The organism is Micromonospora sp. NPDC023644 (assembly GCF_040640115.1).
Classification (GTDB): Bacteria; Actinomycetota; Actinomycetes; order Mycobacteriales; family Micromonosporaceae; genus Micromonospora.
The window spans coordinates 26896-40980 of the sequence record NZ_JBFABA010000017.1; the positions used below are offsets into that span (position 1 = coordinate 26896).

Annotated in this window: 15 protein-coding genes, 1 pseudogene and 1 riboswitch; of the genes and pseudogenes, 2 read left to right on the top strand and 14 right to left on the bottom strand. The window is 76.2% G+C overall.

Translation table 11 applies throughout. The features are described 5' to 3' along the window. Nucleotides 1-182: 182 nt before the first annotated feature. Nucleotides 183-947, bottom strand: coding sequence for a crotonase/enoyl-CoA hydratase family protein (locus tag AB0G08_RS15485; protein ID WP_358087624.1), 765 nt, complete (start codon nt 945-947; stop codon nt 183-185). Nucleotides 948-989: 42 nt separating this feature from the next. Continuing rightward, nucleotides 990-1907, bottom strand: coding sequence for an EamA family transporter (locus AB0G08_RS15490; RefSeq protein WP_358087626.1), 918 nt, complete (start codon nt 1905-1907; stop codon nt 990-992). An 89-nt stretch (nt 1908-1996) separates the two neighbouring features. Next, nucleotides 1997-2195, top strand: a riboswitch (cobalamin riboswitch). A gap of 38 nt (nt 2196-2233) precedes the next feature. Here AB0G08_RS15490 and bluB point away from each other — a divergent pair. Both bluB and AB0G08_RS15500 read left to right on the top strand, forming a co-directional pair. Further along, a complete protein-coding gene (gene bluB, locus AB0G08_RS15495; protein ID WP_358087629.1) occupies nt 2234-2863 on the top strand; it encodes a 5,6-dimethylbenzimidazole synthase in 630 nt (209 codons plus the stop codon). Nucleotides 2864-3098: 235 nt separating this feature from the next. Beyond that, complete coding sequence (locus AB0G08_RS15500; RefSeq protein WP_358087631.1) at nt 3099-3950, top strand: Rieske 2Fe-2S domain-containing protein; 852 nt, start codon at nt 3099-3101, stop codon at nt 3948-3950. A 618-nt stretch (nt 3951-4568) separates the two neighbouring features. Here the strand turns inward: AB0G08_RS15500 and AB0G08_RS15505 are convergent. The 12 genes and pseudogenes from AB0G08_RS15505 to AB0G08_RS15560 form a co-directional block, all read right to left on the bottom strand. Continuing rightward, a pseudogene (locus tag AB0G08_RS15505) lies at nt 4569-5684 on the bottom strand (LysM peptidoglycan-binding domain-containing protein); the annotation flags it as partial. A 15-nt stretch (nt 5685-5699) separates the two neighbouring features. Next, the gene (locus AB0G08_RS15510; RefSeq protein ID WP_358087633.1) at nt 5700-6131 is read right to left on the bottom strand and encodes a hypothetical protein; all 432 of its coding nucleotides are present in this window, start codon (nt 6129-6131) and stop codon (nt 5700-5702) included. Next, nucleotides 6128-6607, bottom strand: coding sequence for a TadE/TadG family type IV pilus assembly protein (locus AB0G08_RS15515; protein WP_358087635.1), 480 nt, complete (start codon nt 6605-6607; stop codon nt 6128-6130). Before AB0G08_RS15515 ends, AB0G08_RS15510 begins: the two co-directional genes overlap by 4 nt. After that, a complete protein-coding gene (locus AB0G08_RS15520) occupies nt 6592-7104 on the bottom strand; it encodes a TadE family protein (RefSeq protein WP_358087638.1) in 513 nt (170 codons plus the stop codon). The genes AB0G08_RS15515 and AB0G08_RS15520 overlap by 16 nt, the downstream gene beginning before the upstream one ends. Nucleotides 7105-7113: 9 nt before the next feature. Then, on the bottom strand, nt 7114-7317 hold the full coding sequence (locus AB0G08_RS15525; protein ID WP_358087641.1) for a hypothetical protein: 204 nt from the start codon (nt 7315-7317) through the stop codon (nt 7114-7116). A 25-nt stretch (nt 7318-7342) separates the two neighbouring features. After that, nucleotides 7343-8215 carry a type II secretion system F family protein gene (locus tag AB0G08_RS15530; RefSeq protein ID WP_358087831.1) on the bottom strand — a complete coding sequence of 291 codons (873 nt, stop codon included), beginning with the start codon at nt 8213-8215 and terminating at the stop codon, nt 7343-7345. A 117-nt stretch (nt 8216-8332) separates the two neighbouring features. After that, a complete protein-coding gene (locus tag AB0G08_RS15535; RefSeq protein WP_358087644.1) occupies nt 8333-9277 on the bottom strand; it encodes a type II secretion system F family protein in 945 nt (314 codons plus the stop codon). Beyond that, on the bottom strand, nt 9238-10770 hold the full coding sequence (locus AB0G08_RS15540) for an ATPase, T2SS/T4P/T4SS family (RefSeq protein WP_358087647.1): 1533 nt from the start codon (nt 10768-10770) through the stop codon (nt 9238-9240). Before AB0G08_RS15540 ends, AB0G08_RS15535 begins: the two co-directional genes overlap by 40 nt. Next, complete coding sequence (locus AB0G08_RS15545) at nt 10760-11560, bottom strand: ParA family protein (protein ID WP_358087649.1); 801 nt, start codon at nt 11558-11560, stop codon at nt 10760-10762. Before AB0G08_RS15545 ends, AB0G08_RS15540 begins: the two co-directional genes overlap by 11 nt. Nucleotides 11561-11562: 2 nt before the next feature. Next, the gene (locus AB0G08_RS15550; RefSeq protein ID WP_358087652.1) at nt 11563-12219 is read right to left on the bottom strand and encodes an SAF domain-containing protein; all 657 of its coding nucleotides are present in this window, start codon (nt 12217-12219) and stop codon (nt 11563-11565) included. A gap of 55 nt (nt 12220-12274) precedes the next feature. Continuing rightward, a complete protein-coding gene (locus AB0G08_RS15555) occupies nt 12275-13204 on the bottom strand; it encodes a hypothetical protein (protein ID WP_358087655.1) in 930 nt (309 codons plus the stop codon). Continuing rightward, nucleotides 13198-13764, bottom strand: coding sequence for a hypothetical protein (locus tag AB0G08_RS15560; RefSeq protein ID WP_358087658.1), 567 nt, complete (start codon nt 13762-13764; stop codon nt 13198-13200). The genes AB0G08_RS15555 and AB0G08_RS15560 overlap by 7 nt, the downstream gene beginning before the upstream one ends. Nucleotides 13765-14085: the final 321 nt, after the last annotated feature.

Genomic DNA, 14085 nt, shown 5'->3' on the forward strand with positions numbered 1-14085 from the left:
TGGGGGGGGGGCCCCCGGCCGCGGGGCCCCCCCCCCCCCCCCCCCGGGCGGGCGCCCCCGGCGGGCCCCCCGCCCCCGCCGGCGCCCCCCCCCCCCCCCCGCCCCCCCCCCCCGCCCGGCCCGTCGGGGCCTTCCGTCCCGTCGGCAGGCCGGGGCGCCAGGCCGGTCGGGCCTGCGCCCGGTCAGTGGGCCGGGGCGCCGTGCCGACCGGCGCCGGCGGCGAACCGGGCCGCCCCCGCCGCCGCGTCGGCGGCCAGCGACTCCATCCCGTACGCCAGCTCGACCTCCAGCGCCGCCGGTTCCGGCAGGCCGGCGCCGGCGAGCAGCGCCGCCCGGTCGTTGCGCAGGCAGGTCTGCGGGTGCCGGGCGAGCTCGGCGGCCAGCCGCTCGGCCGCCGCCCGGGACTCACCCGGCGCGACCAGCCGGTTCACCAACCCCATGCCGTACGCCTCCTCGGCCGGCACCGGACGGCCGGTGAGGATCAGGTCCATCGCCCGGCTCTCGCCGATCAGCCGGGGCAGCCGGACCGTGCCCCCGTCGACCAGCGGCACCCCCCAGCGGCGGCAGAACACCCCGAGCACCGCGTCGGACTCGGCGACCCGCAGGTCGCACCAGAGCGCCAGTTCCAACCCGCCGGCCACCGCGTGACCGGAGATCGCGGCGATCACCGGCTTGCTGAGCGTCATCCGGGTCGGGCCCATCGGGCCGTCCCCCTGCGCCTCGACCCGGTTGCCGCTCGGTGTGCCGATGGCCTTCAGGTCGGCCCCGGCGCAGAACGTGCCGCCGGCCCCCCAGAGCACGGCCACCGAGGCGTCGGGGTCGGCCTCGAAGGCGCGGAACGCGTCGGCCAGCGCCCGGGCCGTCGGCCCGTCGACCGCGTTGCGGGCCGCCGGCCGGTCCAGGATCACCGTGGTCACCGCCGCGGCGCGTTCGACGCGTACCCCCATTCCGACAGCATGCCTTCGGCGGTGCCGGCGGCGCCAGGGGTGTCAGCGCGGGTCGGGGCGGCCCGGGCGGACCAGGGTGGCGCCCAGCGCGGCGCCGACCACGCAGGCCACGCCGGCCGCCTGCGGCCAGGCCAGCAGCTCGCCGAGCAGGACCAGCCCGACCAGCGCCCCGATCGCCGGTTCCAGGCTGAGCAGGATCGCGAAGACCCGGGCCGGCATCCGCCGCAGCGCCGCCATCTCCGCCGAGTACGGCAGCACCGACGACAGCAGCGCCACCGCCGCGCCCAGCGCGAGGGTCCACGGGTCGAGCAGCGCCGTGCCGCTGCCGGCCATCCCGAACGGCAGCACGGCCAGCGCGGCGACGGCCATCCCCAGCGCGAGGCCCCGGCTGCCCGACACCCTGGCGCTGACCGCCTTGCCGAGCAGCACGTAGCCCGCCCAGCCGACCGCGACGGCCACGCAGCACAGCAGCCCCACCCGGTCCACCCCGGTCCCGCCGAGCCCGCTGATCAGCAGCACCCCGCCGCCGGCCAGCGCCGCCCACGCCACGTCGACGAGCCGGCGGCTGCCGGCGAGCGACACCAGCAGCGGCCCGGCGAAGCCGATGGTGACCGCGACGCCCAGCGGCACCCGTTCCAGGGCCGCGTAGAAGGCGAGGTTCATCACCGCCAGGGCCAGCCCGAACGCCCCGACCAGGCCGGCGGTGCGCCAGCCCAGGCGCAGCCCCGGCCGGACCAGGACCAGCAGGATGAGGGCGGCGAAGCCGAGCCGCAGCGTGGTCGTGCCGCCGGCGCTGGTGCTGCCGAAGAGCTGCTTGGCGACGGCCGCCCCGACCTGGGTGGAGAGCATGCCGAGCAGCATCAGCAGCGGGGGCGGCACGGCCCGGGGCTGCCCCAGCGCGACGGTCAGTCTGGTCGCCGGCCGGGCGGCTGGCAGCGGGCGGGAGGAGAGTGCGTACACCCGGACCACAGTGGCCGGGGACGGGGCGGCCCGCGACCGGATTTCCACGCCCGCCGGACCGGGGCGGGCCGGGCGGCGCTAGCATCCCCGACGGCACGATCATGTGAGGTGCCCCGCGCGAGCGGGGAGAATCGGGAAGCCGGTGCGAATCCGGCACGGGCCCGCCGCGGTGACCGGGGAGCCACCGTCCACGCGTACGCGCAGCCACTGGCCCGCCCGGGCCGGGAAGGCGGACGGCCAGGCGTCGATCCGGGAGTCCGAAGACCGGCCTCGCGTCCGGTGCCCGCGTCCGACGTGGCGCGGGCCGAGCGCAGCGGGAGCCTGCCTTGGATCTGTACGACGTCATCTACCGCCGCCGGGACGTACGCGCCCAGTTCACCGGGGCGCCGGTGCCCGAGGAGACGCTGCACCGGGTGCTGGCGGCGGCGCACGCCGCGCCGAGCGTCGGCTACTCGCAGCCCTGGGACTTCGTCCTGGTGCGCGACCCGGAGCTGCGCCGCCGTTTCCACGAGCACGTCCACACCGAGCGGGACGCCTTCGCCGCGACGCTCGACGGGGAGGCGGCCGAACGGTTCGCCCGCATCAAGATCGACGGCGTCCTGGAGTCGACCCTGTCGGTGGTGGTCACCCACGACCAGGCCCGGGGCGGCCCCGCCGTGCTCGGCCGGCACGCCATCGCCGACACCGGGCTCTACTCGACCTGCCTCGCCATCCAGAACCTCTGGCTCGCCGCCACCGCCGAAGGGCTCGGGGTGGGCTGGGTGTCGTTCTACCGGGAGCCGTGGCTCGCCGACCTGCTCGACATCCCCGACGGGATCCGGCCGGTGGCGTGGCTCTGCCTCGGGCCGGTCACCCACTTCGAGTCCGTACCCGACCTGGCCCGGCACGGCTGGCGGCAGAAGCGCCCACTGGTCGAGGCGATCCACCACGACCGCTGGACGGCGCCGGAGGGCTGACCGGTCGGCCGGGATCGCAGGGCTGACCGGGCAGCCCGCCTGCGTCGCAGGGCTGACCGGCCGGAGGGCGCCGGAGGCTGACCGGTCGGCCGGCGTCGGTGTGGCGGGTCCGCGAGCGCGGCGGGGCGGTGCCCGGGGCGTCCCGTTACGGGTCGGCGGGGGCCTCGTCACGTACCGCTGCGGATCCGTCACGGCCGACCGGTTTGCGACGGCTCCTGCCGGGAAGTCGGTACGGGTGCGAGCACTCTTGACGAAGATCGAGCAGGCATCCGGCCTGGACCGGGTCGGCGACCGGTTGCAGCGCGCCGTCCAGGCCACCCTCCGACCACAGCGGGTCCGCGACCTGCTGCACGGCGTCTGGCTGGGCCACCCGCTGCACCCGGCGATGGTGCAGGTGCCGGTCGGCGCGTGGATCAGTACCGCCGTGCTGGACCTGATGCCGGGGCAGCGCCGGGCCGCCACCACGCTGTGCGCGGTGGGCACCGTCAGCGCCCTCCCGGCCGCGGTCGCCGGCCTCAACGACTGGGCGGCACTGGCTCGCGACCAGCGCCGGATCGGCCTGGTGCACGCCGCGTCCAACAGCGTCGGCCTGGCGTTCTACGCCGGCTCGGTGGCCGCCCGGATGACCGGCCGGCACAACCTCGGCCGTACGCTCGGTTTCCTCGGGCTCAGCGCCGCCAGCATGGGCGCGTACCTCGGCGGGCACCTGGCGTACAAGCAGGGCGCGCAGGTGAACCAGAGCATCTCCGAGCTGCACCGGATGAGCGACGGCTGGCACTCCATCGCGGACATGTCCGCCCTGCCGGAGCGCCAGCTGATCACCCGGGAGGTCGACGACGTCTCGGTGATCCTCTACCGGCACGGCGACGAGGTCACCGTGATGCTGGAACGCTGCCCGCACCAGAGCGGTCCGCTGGGCGAGGGCGAGGTGCAGAAGATCGACGGGCACGACTGCGTGGTCTGTCCGTGGCACGGCAGCGCGTTCCGCCTCAACGGCGGCGAGGTCGTGCACGGCCCGTCCGGCAACGACCAGCAGGTCCTGCCGACCCGCGTCGTCAACGGCGTCCTGGAGACCCGCCTCCCCTGACCGCACGCCACCCGCCCTGCCGGCCCTCGTGCCTTCCGGCCTCCGTGCCTGCCGGCCGCCGTGCCTTCCGGCTTTCCGGCTTTCCGACTGCCGTGCCTGCCGGCCGCCGTGCCTTCCGGCTTTCCGGCTTTCCGACTGCCGTGCCTGCCGGCCGCCGTGCCTTCCGGCACTCCGCTGTCGATCAAGAGGTTTGGGTCGAGTTCGATCTCCCTGGAATGACTAAACCTCTTGATCACCGAGGCGGTGTCGGTGTCGGTGGGGTGCGGGGCGGTGGTGGGGTCAGGGGCGGCGGTGGCGGCCGATCGGGGTGTCGCGGGGCGAGCCCGGGTGGGCCCGGTCGTGGCCGGTCAGTCCGCGCTCGTGGGTGCCAGCGCCGGGTGCCGTGGCGGTGCCGGGGACGGTCGTGCCCGCGCGACCGTGGCCGGTGGGGTGCCCAGAGCCCCGACCGATCGGGCGTGCGGTGTCGTGGGTGCCGGTGTCCTGATTGCCACGGTCGGCCGCGGTCGCGCTGCCGCGTGGGGTGGTGCCGGTGTCCCGGTAACCCGCGCCGCGCCCGCTCGTGGTGGTGCCACCGCGCGTTGCGGTGCCCCGGCGGGCGGCGGCCGTGGTCCGGGCCCCGCCGGCCGGCACGTGGCCCGGGCGGCGGCGTAGGCCCAGGACCGCGCCGATCTGCGCGCCGACGATGCTCGCCACCGCCAGGACGGCGGAGACCGCTAGGGGTCGGTTCACCCGATCGGGCTCGCCGGCCCGGGCGGCTCCCACCGTCACCGTCGGGGCCTGACCGGCGTCCGTCTCCGCCGGTGGCGGCACCGGGGCCTCCGCCGCCGGCGGGGGCGGCGTCGCCCGCCCGGGAGCGGCCTGGCCGGGCGCCGGCTGCGGGGCCGGTCGGGCGGGCGCGGGCGGGGTCGGGCGGGCGACGAGGCGGCCGGTGGCGTGCCGGCGGGCACCCCGGTCCTCGGCGTCCCCGGGAAGCCTCAGCAGCTGACCCGGGTGGATCCGGTCGGGGTCGCCGAGCCGGTTCAGCTCGGCCAGCTCCCGGTAGTCGGCGAACTCGTCCAGGTAGCGCTGCGCGACGGCGCCCAGGTGGTCGCCCCTGGCCACCCGGTAGACCGCGCCGCCCTCGTCCGGAGCGGCCGGAGCGGCGGAGGCGGTCGAGGCGGGCCGGGCTACCGGAACAGCCGTCGGGGCGGACGGGGCGGCCGAGAGTGGTCGCGCGGCCTGAGCGGCCGAGGCGGACCAGGTGTACGCGACCGGGGCGGACCGGGCGGCCTCCGTACCGGTCGTCTGCGCGGACGCGGCCGGTGCCGCCGGCAGGGCGTACGGGCCGGCGACCGCCGTCGCCGCGCTCGCCGCCGGGCTGGCCGCGAGGATCAGCGCGACCGAACCGACCAGCGCGGCGGCGGCCCGCTGCTGGCGACTCATCCCCGGCAGCCGGGGCGCGGGCCGGCGCAGCGCCTGGGCGCAGAGCTCGACCAGCACGGAGAAGGCGAACGTGGCCCAGCCGAACCAGCCGGCCAGCGCCAGGGCCCGCAGGAAGAGCCGCCCGTCGTCGCGGCTGGTCAGCGTCGAGCCGATCTCCGCGACGGTGGGCAGGTGGTCGGGCAACGGGTTGCCGGCCAGGGCGAGCAGCGCCACTGGCGCGCCGGCCAGCACCGCGCAGAGCACGACCAGCGCGCCGAACCCGGTCAGGATGCGTCCGGTCCGTCGTACGGCGGAACGCCCCGATGCGGCCATGGCTGCCTTCCCTTCCTACGGTGCCCCGGTGAGCGGCCGCGCGGTCGCCTCGCCGGAGACGGTGACGGTCTCGTCGAAGCCGAACAGGCCGAGCATGGATCTGTGGTGCGTGACGGTGACGCGTACGCGGACCCGGGTCTCCCCGTCGACGACCGGGAAGCTGACGGTGTGGCCGGCGGCACCGGCGGCGGCGAGGTAGTCCGCGACGGCCTGGCGGGCCTGAGGGCGGTCGATTCGGGGCGGCCCGCCCGCGATGGCGGTGGCCCGGTCGATGGCCTGGCCGCCGGCGCGGGCGGCCTCGGCCGCGAGGTTGTCGGCCCGCTGCAGCGTGCGCAGTTGGCCCGCGCCGTCGAAGGCCATGCCGATGACGGCGAGGACGCCGGTCATCGCCACCGCGAGGAAGATGCTCACCCGGCCCTGGTCGCGCCGGCCGGCGACGGCGGTCATCCCCGGCTCCGGTAGCGGTCCAGCGGCGACGTGAAGCTCGCCGACACGCGCTTGCCGGCGGGCATCGCCGGCAGGACGGACAGGCGCAGGTCCTCGTAGGAGACCGTGCACGCGATCCGGACGGTGACCGAGGCCTCCCGCCCGGCCGGGCTGCGGAACGCCGCGTCGAAGCTGGTGGGGGCGCCGCCCACCGCGCCGCTGAACGTCACCTCGGGAGTGCCGGCGCAGTTCAGGCCGCGCCAGTCGAGCTGCCGGCGGGCCGCGTCCCGGGCCTCGGCGCGGGCGGTGCGGGCGTCCCGGGAGATCGAGGCGGCGCGGGCGGCGTCGTGGGCGGCGGCGTCGATCGCCTCGGCCGCCACGGCGGTACGTCCGGCGACGCCCGCCAGCACGATCAGCGCGATGAAGGCCGGGGCGAGCACCGCCACCTCGATCGAGACCGAGCCCCGCTCGGCGGTACGGCTCACGGCGTGGTCCACCGTTCGACGGTTCCGTGGGCGGTCTGGCGCACCGGGAAGCTGACCCCGGGGACGACCGACAGGGACCGCCCGCGCACCGTGCAGGTCACCTCGGTCGCCGTGGTCTGGCAGCTCGGGGCGGGATCGTCCCAGCCGACGAGCCAGCCGCCGGCGGCCCGCAGGAACCGGGTGGCCCGGGCCTCGCCGGCCCCGGCCGGCGCCTGGTGCAGCCGCTGCGCGTTGACCGCGCTCTGCGCGGCGTTGAGCGCGGTGGAGCGGGCGACGAACCAGGCCGCGGCCTGGATCGAGGCGAAGAGCAGCAGCAGGATCAGCGGCATCACCACCGCCAGCTCGACCGGATTGGCCCCCCGGTCGACCCCGCCGACCGCGAGCCGCCGGGCGACGGCGGAGCGGAGCCGCCCGGCGGCGGTCGGACCGGGGTGCCGGGCGGCGGCCGCCCCGGGACGCCGGGTGGCGGCGACCGCCCGGCGCCCCGGTACGGAGTCTGCTCGGCGCACGGCCCGGCGTTACTTCGGGTCCTGGTGGGTGGGGATGTTGTCCATCCAGTCGTTCGCGGCGCCGAGGGCGGCGGCGGTGACCGCCATCGCCACGGCGACCAGGCCGAAGATGATCACGGCGGTGGGTACGGGGCTGTCGCCCCGCTCGCCGTCCTCGCGCAGTTCGGCCAGGCGTGTCGTCAGCGCGACGTGCAGGCGGTTGATGACGGACATGACGTGCTCCTTCTCTCGGGGTGGATCAGAGGCGGGCGATGAACGGGTAGACGGCGAAGCCGAGCAGCACGAAGACGAGCAGCGCCCCGGGGATGTCGAGCCGGCTGGTCACTCCCTCGGCCCGGGCCAGGTTGTCGGTGCGGATCTGGTCGCGCAGCGAGTCGGCGCGGCTGCGCAGGGTCTCGTGCACCTGCGCGCCCTCGCTGCCGGAGGAGCGCATGATCGCCCCGACGTCGCCCAGTTCCGCGATGCCGATGCGCTCGGCGAGGTCGCGCAGCTCGTCCCAGGGCGAGTGCATCTGCATCTGGGCGATCCGCAGGGCCTCCGAGATGCGGTCGAAGACCCAGCCGTCGCAGACGGCCGCCGCCCGCTCCAGCGACTGCACCGGTCCGTGCGCGGCGGAGAGCTGCAAGGCGACCAGGTCGAGGTAGGTGCAGACCGCCTGGCGGAACTCGTCGCGCGCCCGGTCCGCCCGGTCCAGCACCGACCGGTGCGCGATCAGGGCGCAGAGCAGCGCCAGCCCGAGGCTGCCGAGCACGGGTACGACCACCGGCAGCCGGATGCCGACGGCGAACAGAGTGGCGCCGAGCAGCGTCGGTGCGGCGAGCCCGATCAGCGCGGAGAGCAGCATCGACAGGGCGTACTGCTCGGGGGTCCGGTCGATCAGGGCGAGCTGCCGGTGCGGTGGCCGCAGCCAGCGGGACAGGCCGGTGAGCCACTCCAGCCGCCGGTCCGCGGGCGCGGCGAGCTGCCCGCCGCCCGGCGGCTGGTGCAGCCGGCGCAGCGCGGGCCCGAGCGCGGGGGTGGCCGGCACCAGCTCGCGGACCACCAGGAAGGCGCCGAGCCCGACCGCCGCCCCGCCGGAGACGGCGACCGCGAGCTGCCAGTTGAGGGCCATCGCACTCATGCGGCTTGCCTTTTGTTCGCGACTGCGGGGCTCGCAAGCTCACTCCTCGCGCTCACGGGGCTTGCCTTTCGTTCGCGACTGCGGGGCTCGCAAGCTCACTCCTCGCGCTCACGCGAGCACCTCCTCCGGGTCGGGGGCGGGCAGGAAGCGCGCCGGCCGGCGGGGCTGGCTCATCGACCGCACCCAGGCCAGCAGGCCGACGAAGGCCGCGCCGAGCGCCGCCATCACGAGCTGCCCGAAGGGCGTGCCGTACGGGCTGATGTACTCGGTGTTGAGCAGCCCGTACGCGACGGTGGCCAGGGTCATCCCGGTGAGGAAGCGGACCGCGAAGCGCGGCTGGGTGCGCTTCGCCTCGATCTCCCGGCGGGTGGCCACCTCGGCCGCCGCCGCCCCGGCGATCGAGCCGAGCACGTCGCCGAGGCGCTCGCCCCGGTCGGTCACGTGCAGGATCAGCGCGGCCACCACCTGGTCGCAGACCGGGTCGCCGATCTCGTCGGCGAAGGCGAGCAGCGCGGAGCGGGCCAGCCAGCCGGCCTGGAGGCGGGCGGCGAGCAGCCGTACCTCCTCCTGGATCTCCTCGGGCGCGGTGGCGACGGTGCCGATGATCGTCTGCTGGAGCCCCTGGCCGGTGGCGGAGACGTCGCGGAGCCGGCGGGTCCACTCGCCGACCGCCTCGATGCGGGCGATGGCCCGCTGCTCGGCCCTGCCGACGGAGAAGAGCCACGGGGCGCCCGGAACGGCCACGGCGACCAGCAGGCCGACCACCGGCAGGCCGGTGACCAGGAAGGCCAACGCACCCGCGACCAGGGCGCCCACCAGCAGGGCCTGGTGCGCCCGCTGCTCGCGCGCGGTGGCGCCCGAGCCCTTCCACAGGCGGTCCAGGCCCCGGCCCGCGCCGGGCCCGCCGGGTGGCCGGCGGGTGCCGACCAGCGCGACGACCGCCAGCAGCAGCCCCGCGACACAGGCGGCCCCGGAGGCCACCGCGACGAGTTCGACGTTGTCCAGCACCGGCGTCACCGCCGTCCGAGCCGGGTGTGCCGGGGCCGCCGCCACGCGCCCGTGCCGGCCTCGATCCACCGGCTGAGCAGCCGGGCGTCGTAGCCGACCCGGAGGAGCTGGGCGCGCACCCGCTCGGGCAGGTGCAGGGGTACGGCCCGCCCGTCCGGCCCGGGCCCGAACACCTGGGTGGTGGTGATCCGGTTGCCGTCGCCTACCCCGATGACCTCCTCGACGTGCGAGACGAACCGGTGCTTGCGCCCGCCGATCGCGGTCTCGTCCTCGACGGTGACGTAGACGATCAGGTCCAGCGCGTTGCCGGCCATGCGGCGGGCCTGGTCGACGGTCATCTCCCGGCCGTGCGCGAGCGCCAGCTCGATGATCCGCTCGCTCACCCCGGCGGGCGTACGCGCGTGGATGGTGCACATCGAGCCGCGACTGGTCGTCATGGCCTGGAGCATCGGGACGATCTCCCGGGACCGGACCTCGCCGACGATGATCCGCAGCACGCCCATCCGCAGGGAGACCGGGATCAGGTCGGCGATGCTCACCTCGCCGGCCGGGCGGCCGTCCGCCCCGCGTTCGCCGTGCCCCTCCCGGGCCTCGAAGCTCATCACCGCCCGGTGCTTGAGCCGGCGGCGGGCCGGCAGCAGCTCGCGGCTCTCCTCCAGCAGCACGTACGGCTCGTCGGCCGGGATCTCGTCCATCAGCGCCCGGATGACGGTGGTCTTCCCGGCGCCCGCGAGGCCGGCCACCATGATGTTCAGCCCGGCGCGCATGGACGCGCGGAGGAAGTCGCGCACCAGCGGGTCGATCATCTCGTCCAGGTCGCCCCGTCCCCCGGCGAGGTCGTCGAGGCTCACGTCCAGCGTGTTGTGCTTGCGGATCACCGCGTACGGGCGGTGGCTGACCAGGAACACCGCGGCGAGCCGACTGCCGTCGGGCAGTTGCAGGTCCAGGGTGGGCTTCGACGTCGACAGCGAGCGCTCGGTGGCCCCGGCCCGGCGGGCCGCCGCCTGGAGGATCTCCACCAGCTCGTCGTCGCTGTCGGCGATCGGCTCCACCCAGTCGACCCCGCCGCCGTGCCGAGTGACGCGCACCTGGTCGCAGCCGAGGATGTGCACCTCCTCGATGGTGTCGTCGACCAGCAGCGTCTGGAGGCGGCCGAGTCCGGCCAGCTCGGCGGTCACCTGGTCGAGCAGGATCCGCTCCTCGCCGGCCGCCATCGGGGTGCCGGCCCGGCGCACCGCGTCGGCGTACTCGGCCACCACCGCCACCGCGAGCCGGGCGCGCTCGGTGTCCTCCTCGTCGACGGTGAACTCCCGGCCGCGCTGCCACAGGGCGAGCCGCTCGCTGAGCTCCCGACGCAGCTCGCGGACCACCTGGAAGTCGACCCGGGGGCGCGGCGGCGGCTCCGGCCGCGGCGCGGTGACCGGCACCGGCAGCGGGACGGGTTGGTGCCGCCCGTTGGGCGGGGCGAGTGGCGGCGCGGTGGAGGTGGCTCCGGGCAGCTGGCGGCGCGGGTCGCCGGAGACCGGTTCAAACCGCATCCGGCACCCCCTGCGCCACGGGCCAGGCCAGCCGGGCGCGCCGGCGTTCGAGCAGCGCCCCGACCGGCACCTCCAGGGCCCCGGCCGCGCGCATCAGGGGCCGACCGGCCCGCACGGTGCCGCCGAGGCCGAGCACCTCGGCCGTACGCGGGTCGTGCGGCATCCGGGCGATGACCGGCAGCCGCAGCGCCTTGCTGACCTCGCCGCTGCCGTGGCCGTCGCCGACCAGCAGCAGCCGCAGGGTGCCCGGCGGCACCCGGTGCTCGGCGAAGTCCCGCTCGATCGCCTTGGCCATGGCCCGGGTGCCGGAGAGGTCGGGGAGCCGGGCGCCGCTGACCAGCAGCACCACCGAGGCGGCGCGCAGGATCGGCCACGGTGGACCGACGACGTGCAGCCGCCCGCAGTCCACCACCACGTCGTACGGTGGGTCGCCGCCCTCCAGGCTGCCGAAGAAGTCGGCGAACCGCTGCCAGAGCGGGGTGACGCTGCCGGCCTGGGCGGGGTCGACGACGCCGGGCAGCAGCAGCCGCTCCCGCTTCGGCGCGTCCAGGTCGACCAACTGCGACCAGAACGCCGACTCCAGGTTGCCGTCGCGCAACTCGCCGACCGCCAGCTCGCCGATGCCCCGGGGTCCGTCGAGCGCGCCGCCCAGGTAGCCGGCGAGGATCGACCCGCCGGCCGGGTCGCACTCGGCGAGCACCAGCCGCCGGTGCCAGGTCAGGGCGCAGGCCAGGGCGGCGGTGGTGACGCCCGGGGAGCCCTTCGCCGACACCAGCGCGACGATCGCCATCGTCAGGCCGCCTCGGTCAGTACGAGGGCGATCCGCTCCTGGCTGGACAACGCGACGACGGCCGGCACGTCCCGGACGGCGAGCGCCAGGTAGACCACCACCTCGTCGTCGTCGGAGGCGACGGTGTCGATGACCGTCGCCTCGAACCGGGTGGCGGCGGCAGCCGGGCGGTCGTCGTCACCGTCCGGCGTGCTCACCAGCAGGAGCTTGTCGCCGGGGTGGAGCTTTCGGGCGGGCACCTCGGCGGGGCCCAGGCCCAGCGCGAGCTGCTGCTGGCCGGGCCCGAGCAGCGGGTCGTCGGTGAGCTGGGCCATCGTCAGCAGCGTGCCGGGGGTCAGCGACACGGCGGCCCGCTTGCCGACCACCTCGTCGAGCCGGCCGGCGGGCACGGGGGAGAGCCCCTGACCGCCGGCTACCTGCACCGGGACCAGGTCGTCGGCGCTGACCTGCCGACCGACCTCGACCGGGCGGGCCACCGCGAGGTAGCTGCCGGTGGCGCGTACCGAGGTGACCGCGAACGCCGCCCCCAGGCCGCCGAGGGCGATCAGCAGCACGGCCAGGCCGAGCAGCCCGGGCCGCATCCGGCGCTGCCGGACCACCCTGGGCGGGGCGACCGGCGCGTCCACCGGCCCGGTCCCGTTCCTGGTCGCCACACTCACTGGGTCGTCTCCGTTCGCGACTGCGGGGCTCGCAAGATCGGCTCACTCCTCGCGCTCACTGGGCCACCACCTGTAGTTCGTTGATTCGGACCGGGATCGTTCCCGTGGGCCGGTTGACCGGGATGACGCCGCTCTGGCCGCCGCCCGCCCAGGTCACCGTCCAGTGCGTCGTGGCCCGCACCCGGTAGTCGCCGGCCTTCGGGTAGCCGCTGTGGTAGCCGCAGTCGGGGGAGCGGCGGCCGGCGTGCGGGCCGTCGGCCCGGTACGCGGTCCCCGCGTCGGAGCAGGAAACCTGCTGGCCGTTGCCCATGTCCCAGACGATCCGGTCGAACGTCGCCGTGATCCGTACGGTCAGGCCCCGGTCGGTCTCCGACGCCTGCTGGGTCGGCCCGAAGTACCTGGGGTCGTCGCCGTTGCTGCCCCACATCCAGACCGGCAGCCCGACCAGGCCGGGGCCCTTGCTGCGGCGGGGGGCGACCGCGATCCGGGGCGTCGCGATGGTGATCTTCGCCAGTGCCCGCCGGGCGAGTTCCTCCGGATCGGGCGGCGCGCCGAAGCCGGGCGGCGGGGCGTCGAGCAGGACCGTGGTCTGGGTGCCGAGGTCGCCGCCGTTGCAGGTGCGCACGTACCACTGCTTGCCCTCGGGGGCCTCCTGCTGCGGCGTGGCGATCTTGTAGTAGCAGCCGTCGCCGTTGTTGAACCAGCCGAGGAAGTCGTTGTAGCAGTCGACGGTGCGGCCGTTCCACTGGCACTTGCCGCCGCCGCCCCCACCGCCGGGGTCGCCGCCCCCGCCGTCGTCCCCGCCGCCGGGATCGCCCGGGGTGCCGGGATCGTCGTCCCAGACGCTGCAGTCGCTCTGCCCCGGCGGGCACTCCGCGCCGGGATCCGCGCGCCCCGCGGCGATCGCGGGCACGGCCGCCCCGAGCGCCAGCAGCAGGGCCAGGCCGGCGCCGGCGAGCGACCGGCGGGCCGCCGCCGTCAGCACGGCAGGTCCTCGTGGGCGGCGCCGGCGCTGATCAGCCAGCGGCCGTCCGGGTAGCGGGTGGCGGTGGCGGTGGCCAGGTGCCGCGTTCCGCCGGTGCCGGGCACGACCCGCTTGTCCCTGGTGTAGACGAGCCGGTAGCGGGTGGCGTCCAGGCAGTCCTGGATCTCGACCGTGGGCGGGCTCGAATCCAGGCTCACCGAGGTCACCGTGGGGTCGGAGACGAACGTGCCGGTACGCATCGCGCCGTGCTCCCTCGCCTCGTGGATGGCCAGCTGGACCCGGGTCAGCAGCGGGTCGGCGAGGAACCGGGACAGCTCCGGATGGTGGGGGTCGCCGCGCCCGCTCGCCGTGCGGGAGGCGGCGAGATACCCGGCGTACGCGGCGAGCGCCGCCTTCCTCGCCGCCTGTTCGTCGGCGGCCTGTCGGGTGGGGGCGGGCGCGTTCCCGGCGGTCGCCGCCCGGGGGGTGGTTCCGGGCTCGGCGCCACAGGCCGGGGCCGCGCCGAGCGCCGCGATGGCGAGCAGGCAGGTTGCCCATCGGCTGAACCGCCGTCCGCGCACGTCGTGCCTCCTCGGTGGCCACCCGGGGCCGGCGTGCCGGTCTCCGGGCATGCGGCGGCGCGGCCGGATGGGATTGTCCGGACCCGTCGAAACTGCCGCTGCATTTACCGTTGTGGATCTCTGCGAATGCGATGTCTCGCGTCGTCCTGTCGTGTGGTTGTGGGTTGCACCACACCCAAGGGGCGAGCATAGGCTGACGTTCGGCGATGCAACAGAGGCAATTCATTCAAACACTGTGAGTGATGACGGGTGGTGGGCGGCGGGTGGTTTCGGCTGGTGGGGGCGGGAGAGGCGGCGAGGCCCGGCGGGGCGGCGGCGTGG

Excerpts from the sequence above, each read along its gene's own strand:
- AB0G08_RS15510 (WP_358087633.1), bottom strand. The coding sequence starts at position 6,131 with ATGACCGCCGTCGCCGGCCGGCGCGACCAGGGCCGGGTGAGCATCTTC.
- AB0G08_RS15530 (WP_358087831.1), bottom strand. The coding sequence starts at position 8,215 with ATGGCCCTCAACTGGCAGCTCGCGGTCGCCGTCTCCGGCGGGGCGGCG.
- AB0G08_RS15485 (WP_358087624.1), bottom strand. The coding sequence starts at position 947 with ATGGGGGTACGCGTCGAACGCGCCGCGGCGGTGACCACGGTGATCCTG.
- AB0G08_RS15525 (WP_358087641.1), bottom strand. The coding sequence starts at position 7,317 with ATGTCCGTCATCAACCGCCTGCACGTCGCGCTGACGACACGCCTGGCC.
- AB0G08_RS15545 (WP_358087649.1), bottom strand. The coding sequence starts at position 11,560 with ATGGCGATCGTCGCGCTGGTGTCGGCGAAGGGCTCCCCGGGCGTCACC.
- AB0G08_RS15540 (WP_358087647.1), bottom strand. The coding sequence starts at position 10,770 with ATGCGGTTTGAACCGGTCTCCGGCGACCCGCGCCGCCAGCTGCCCGGA.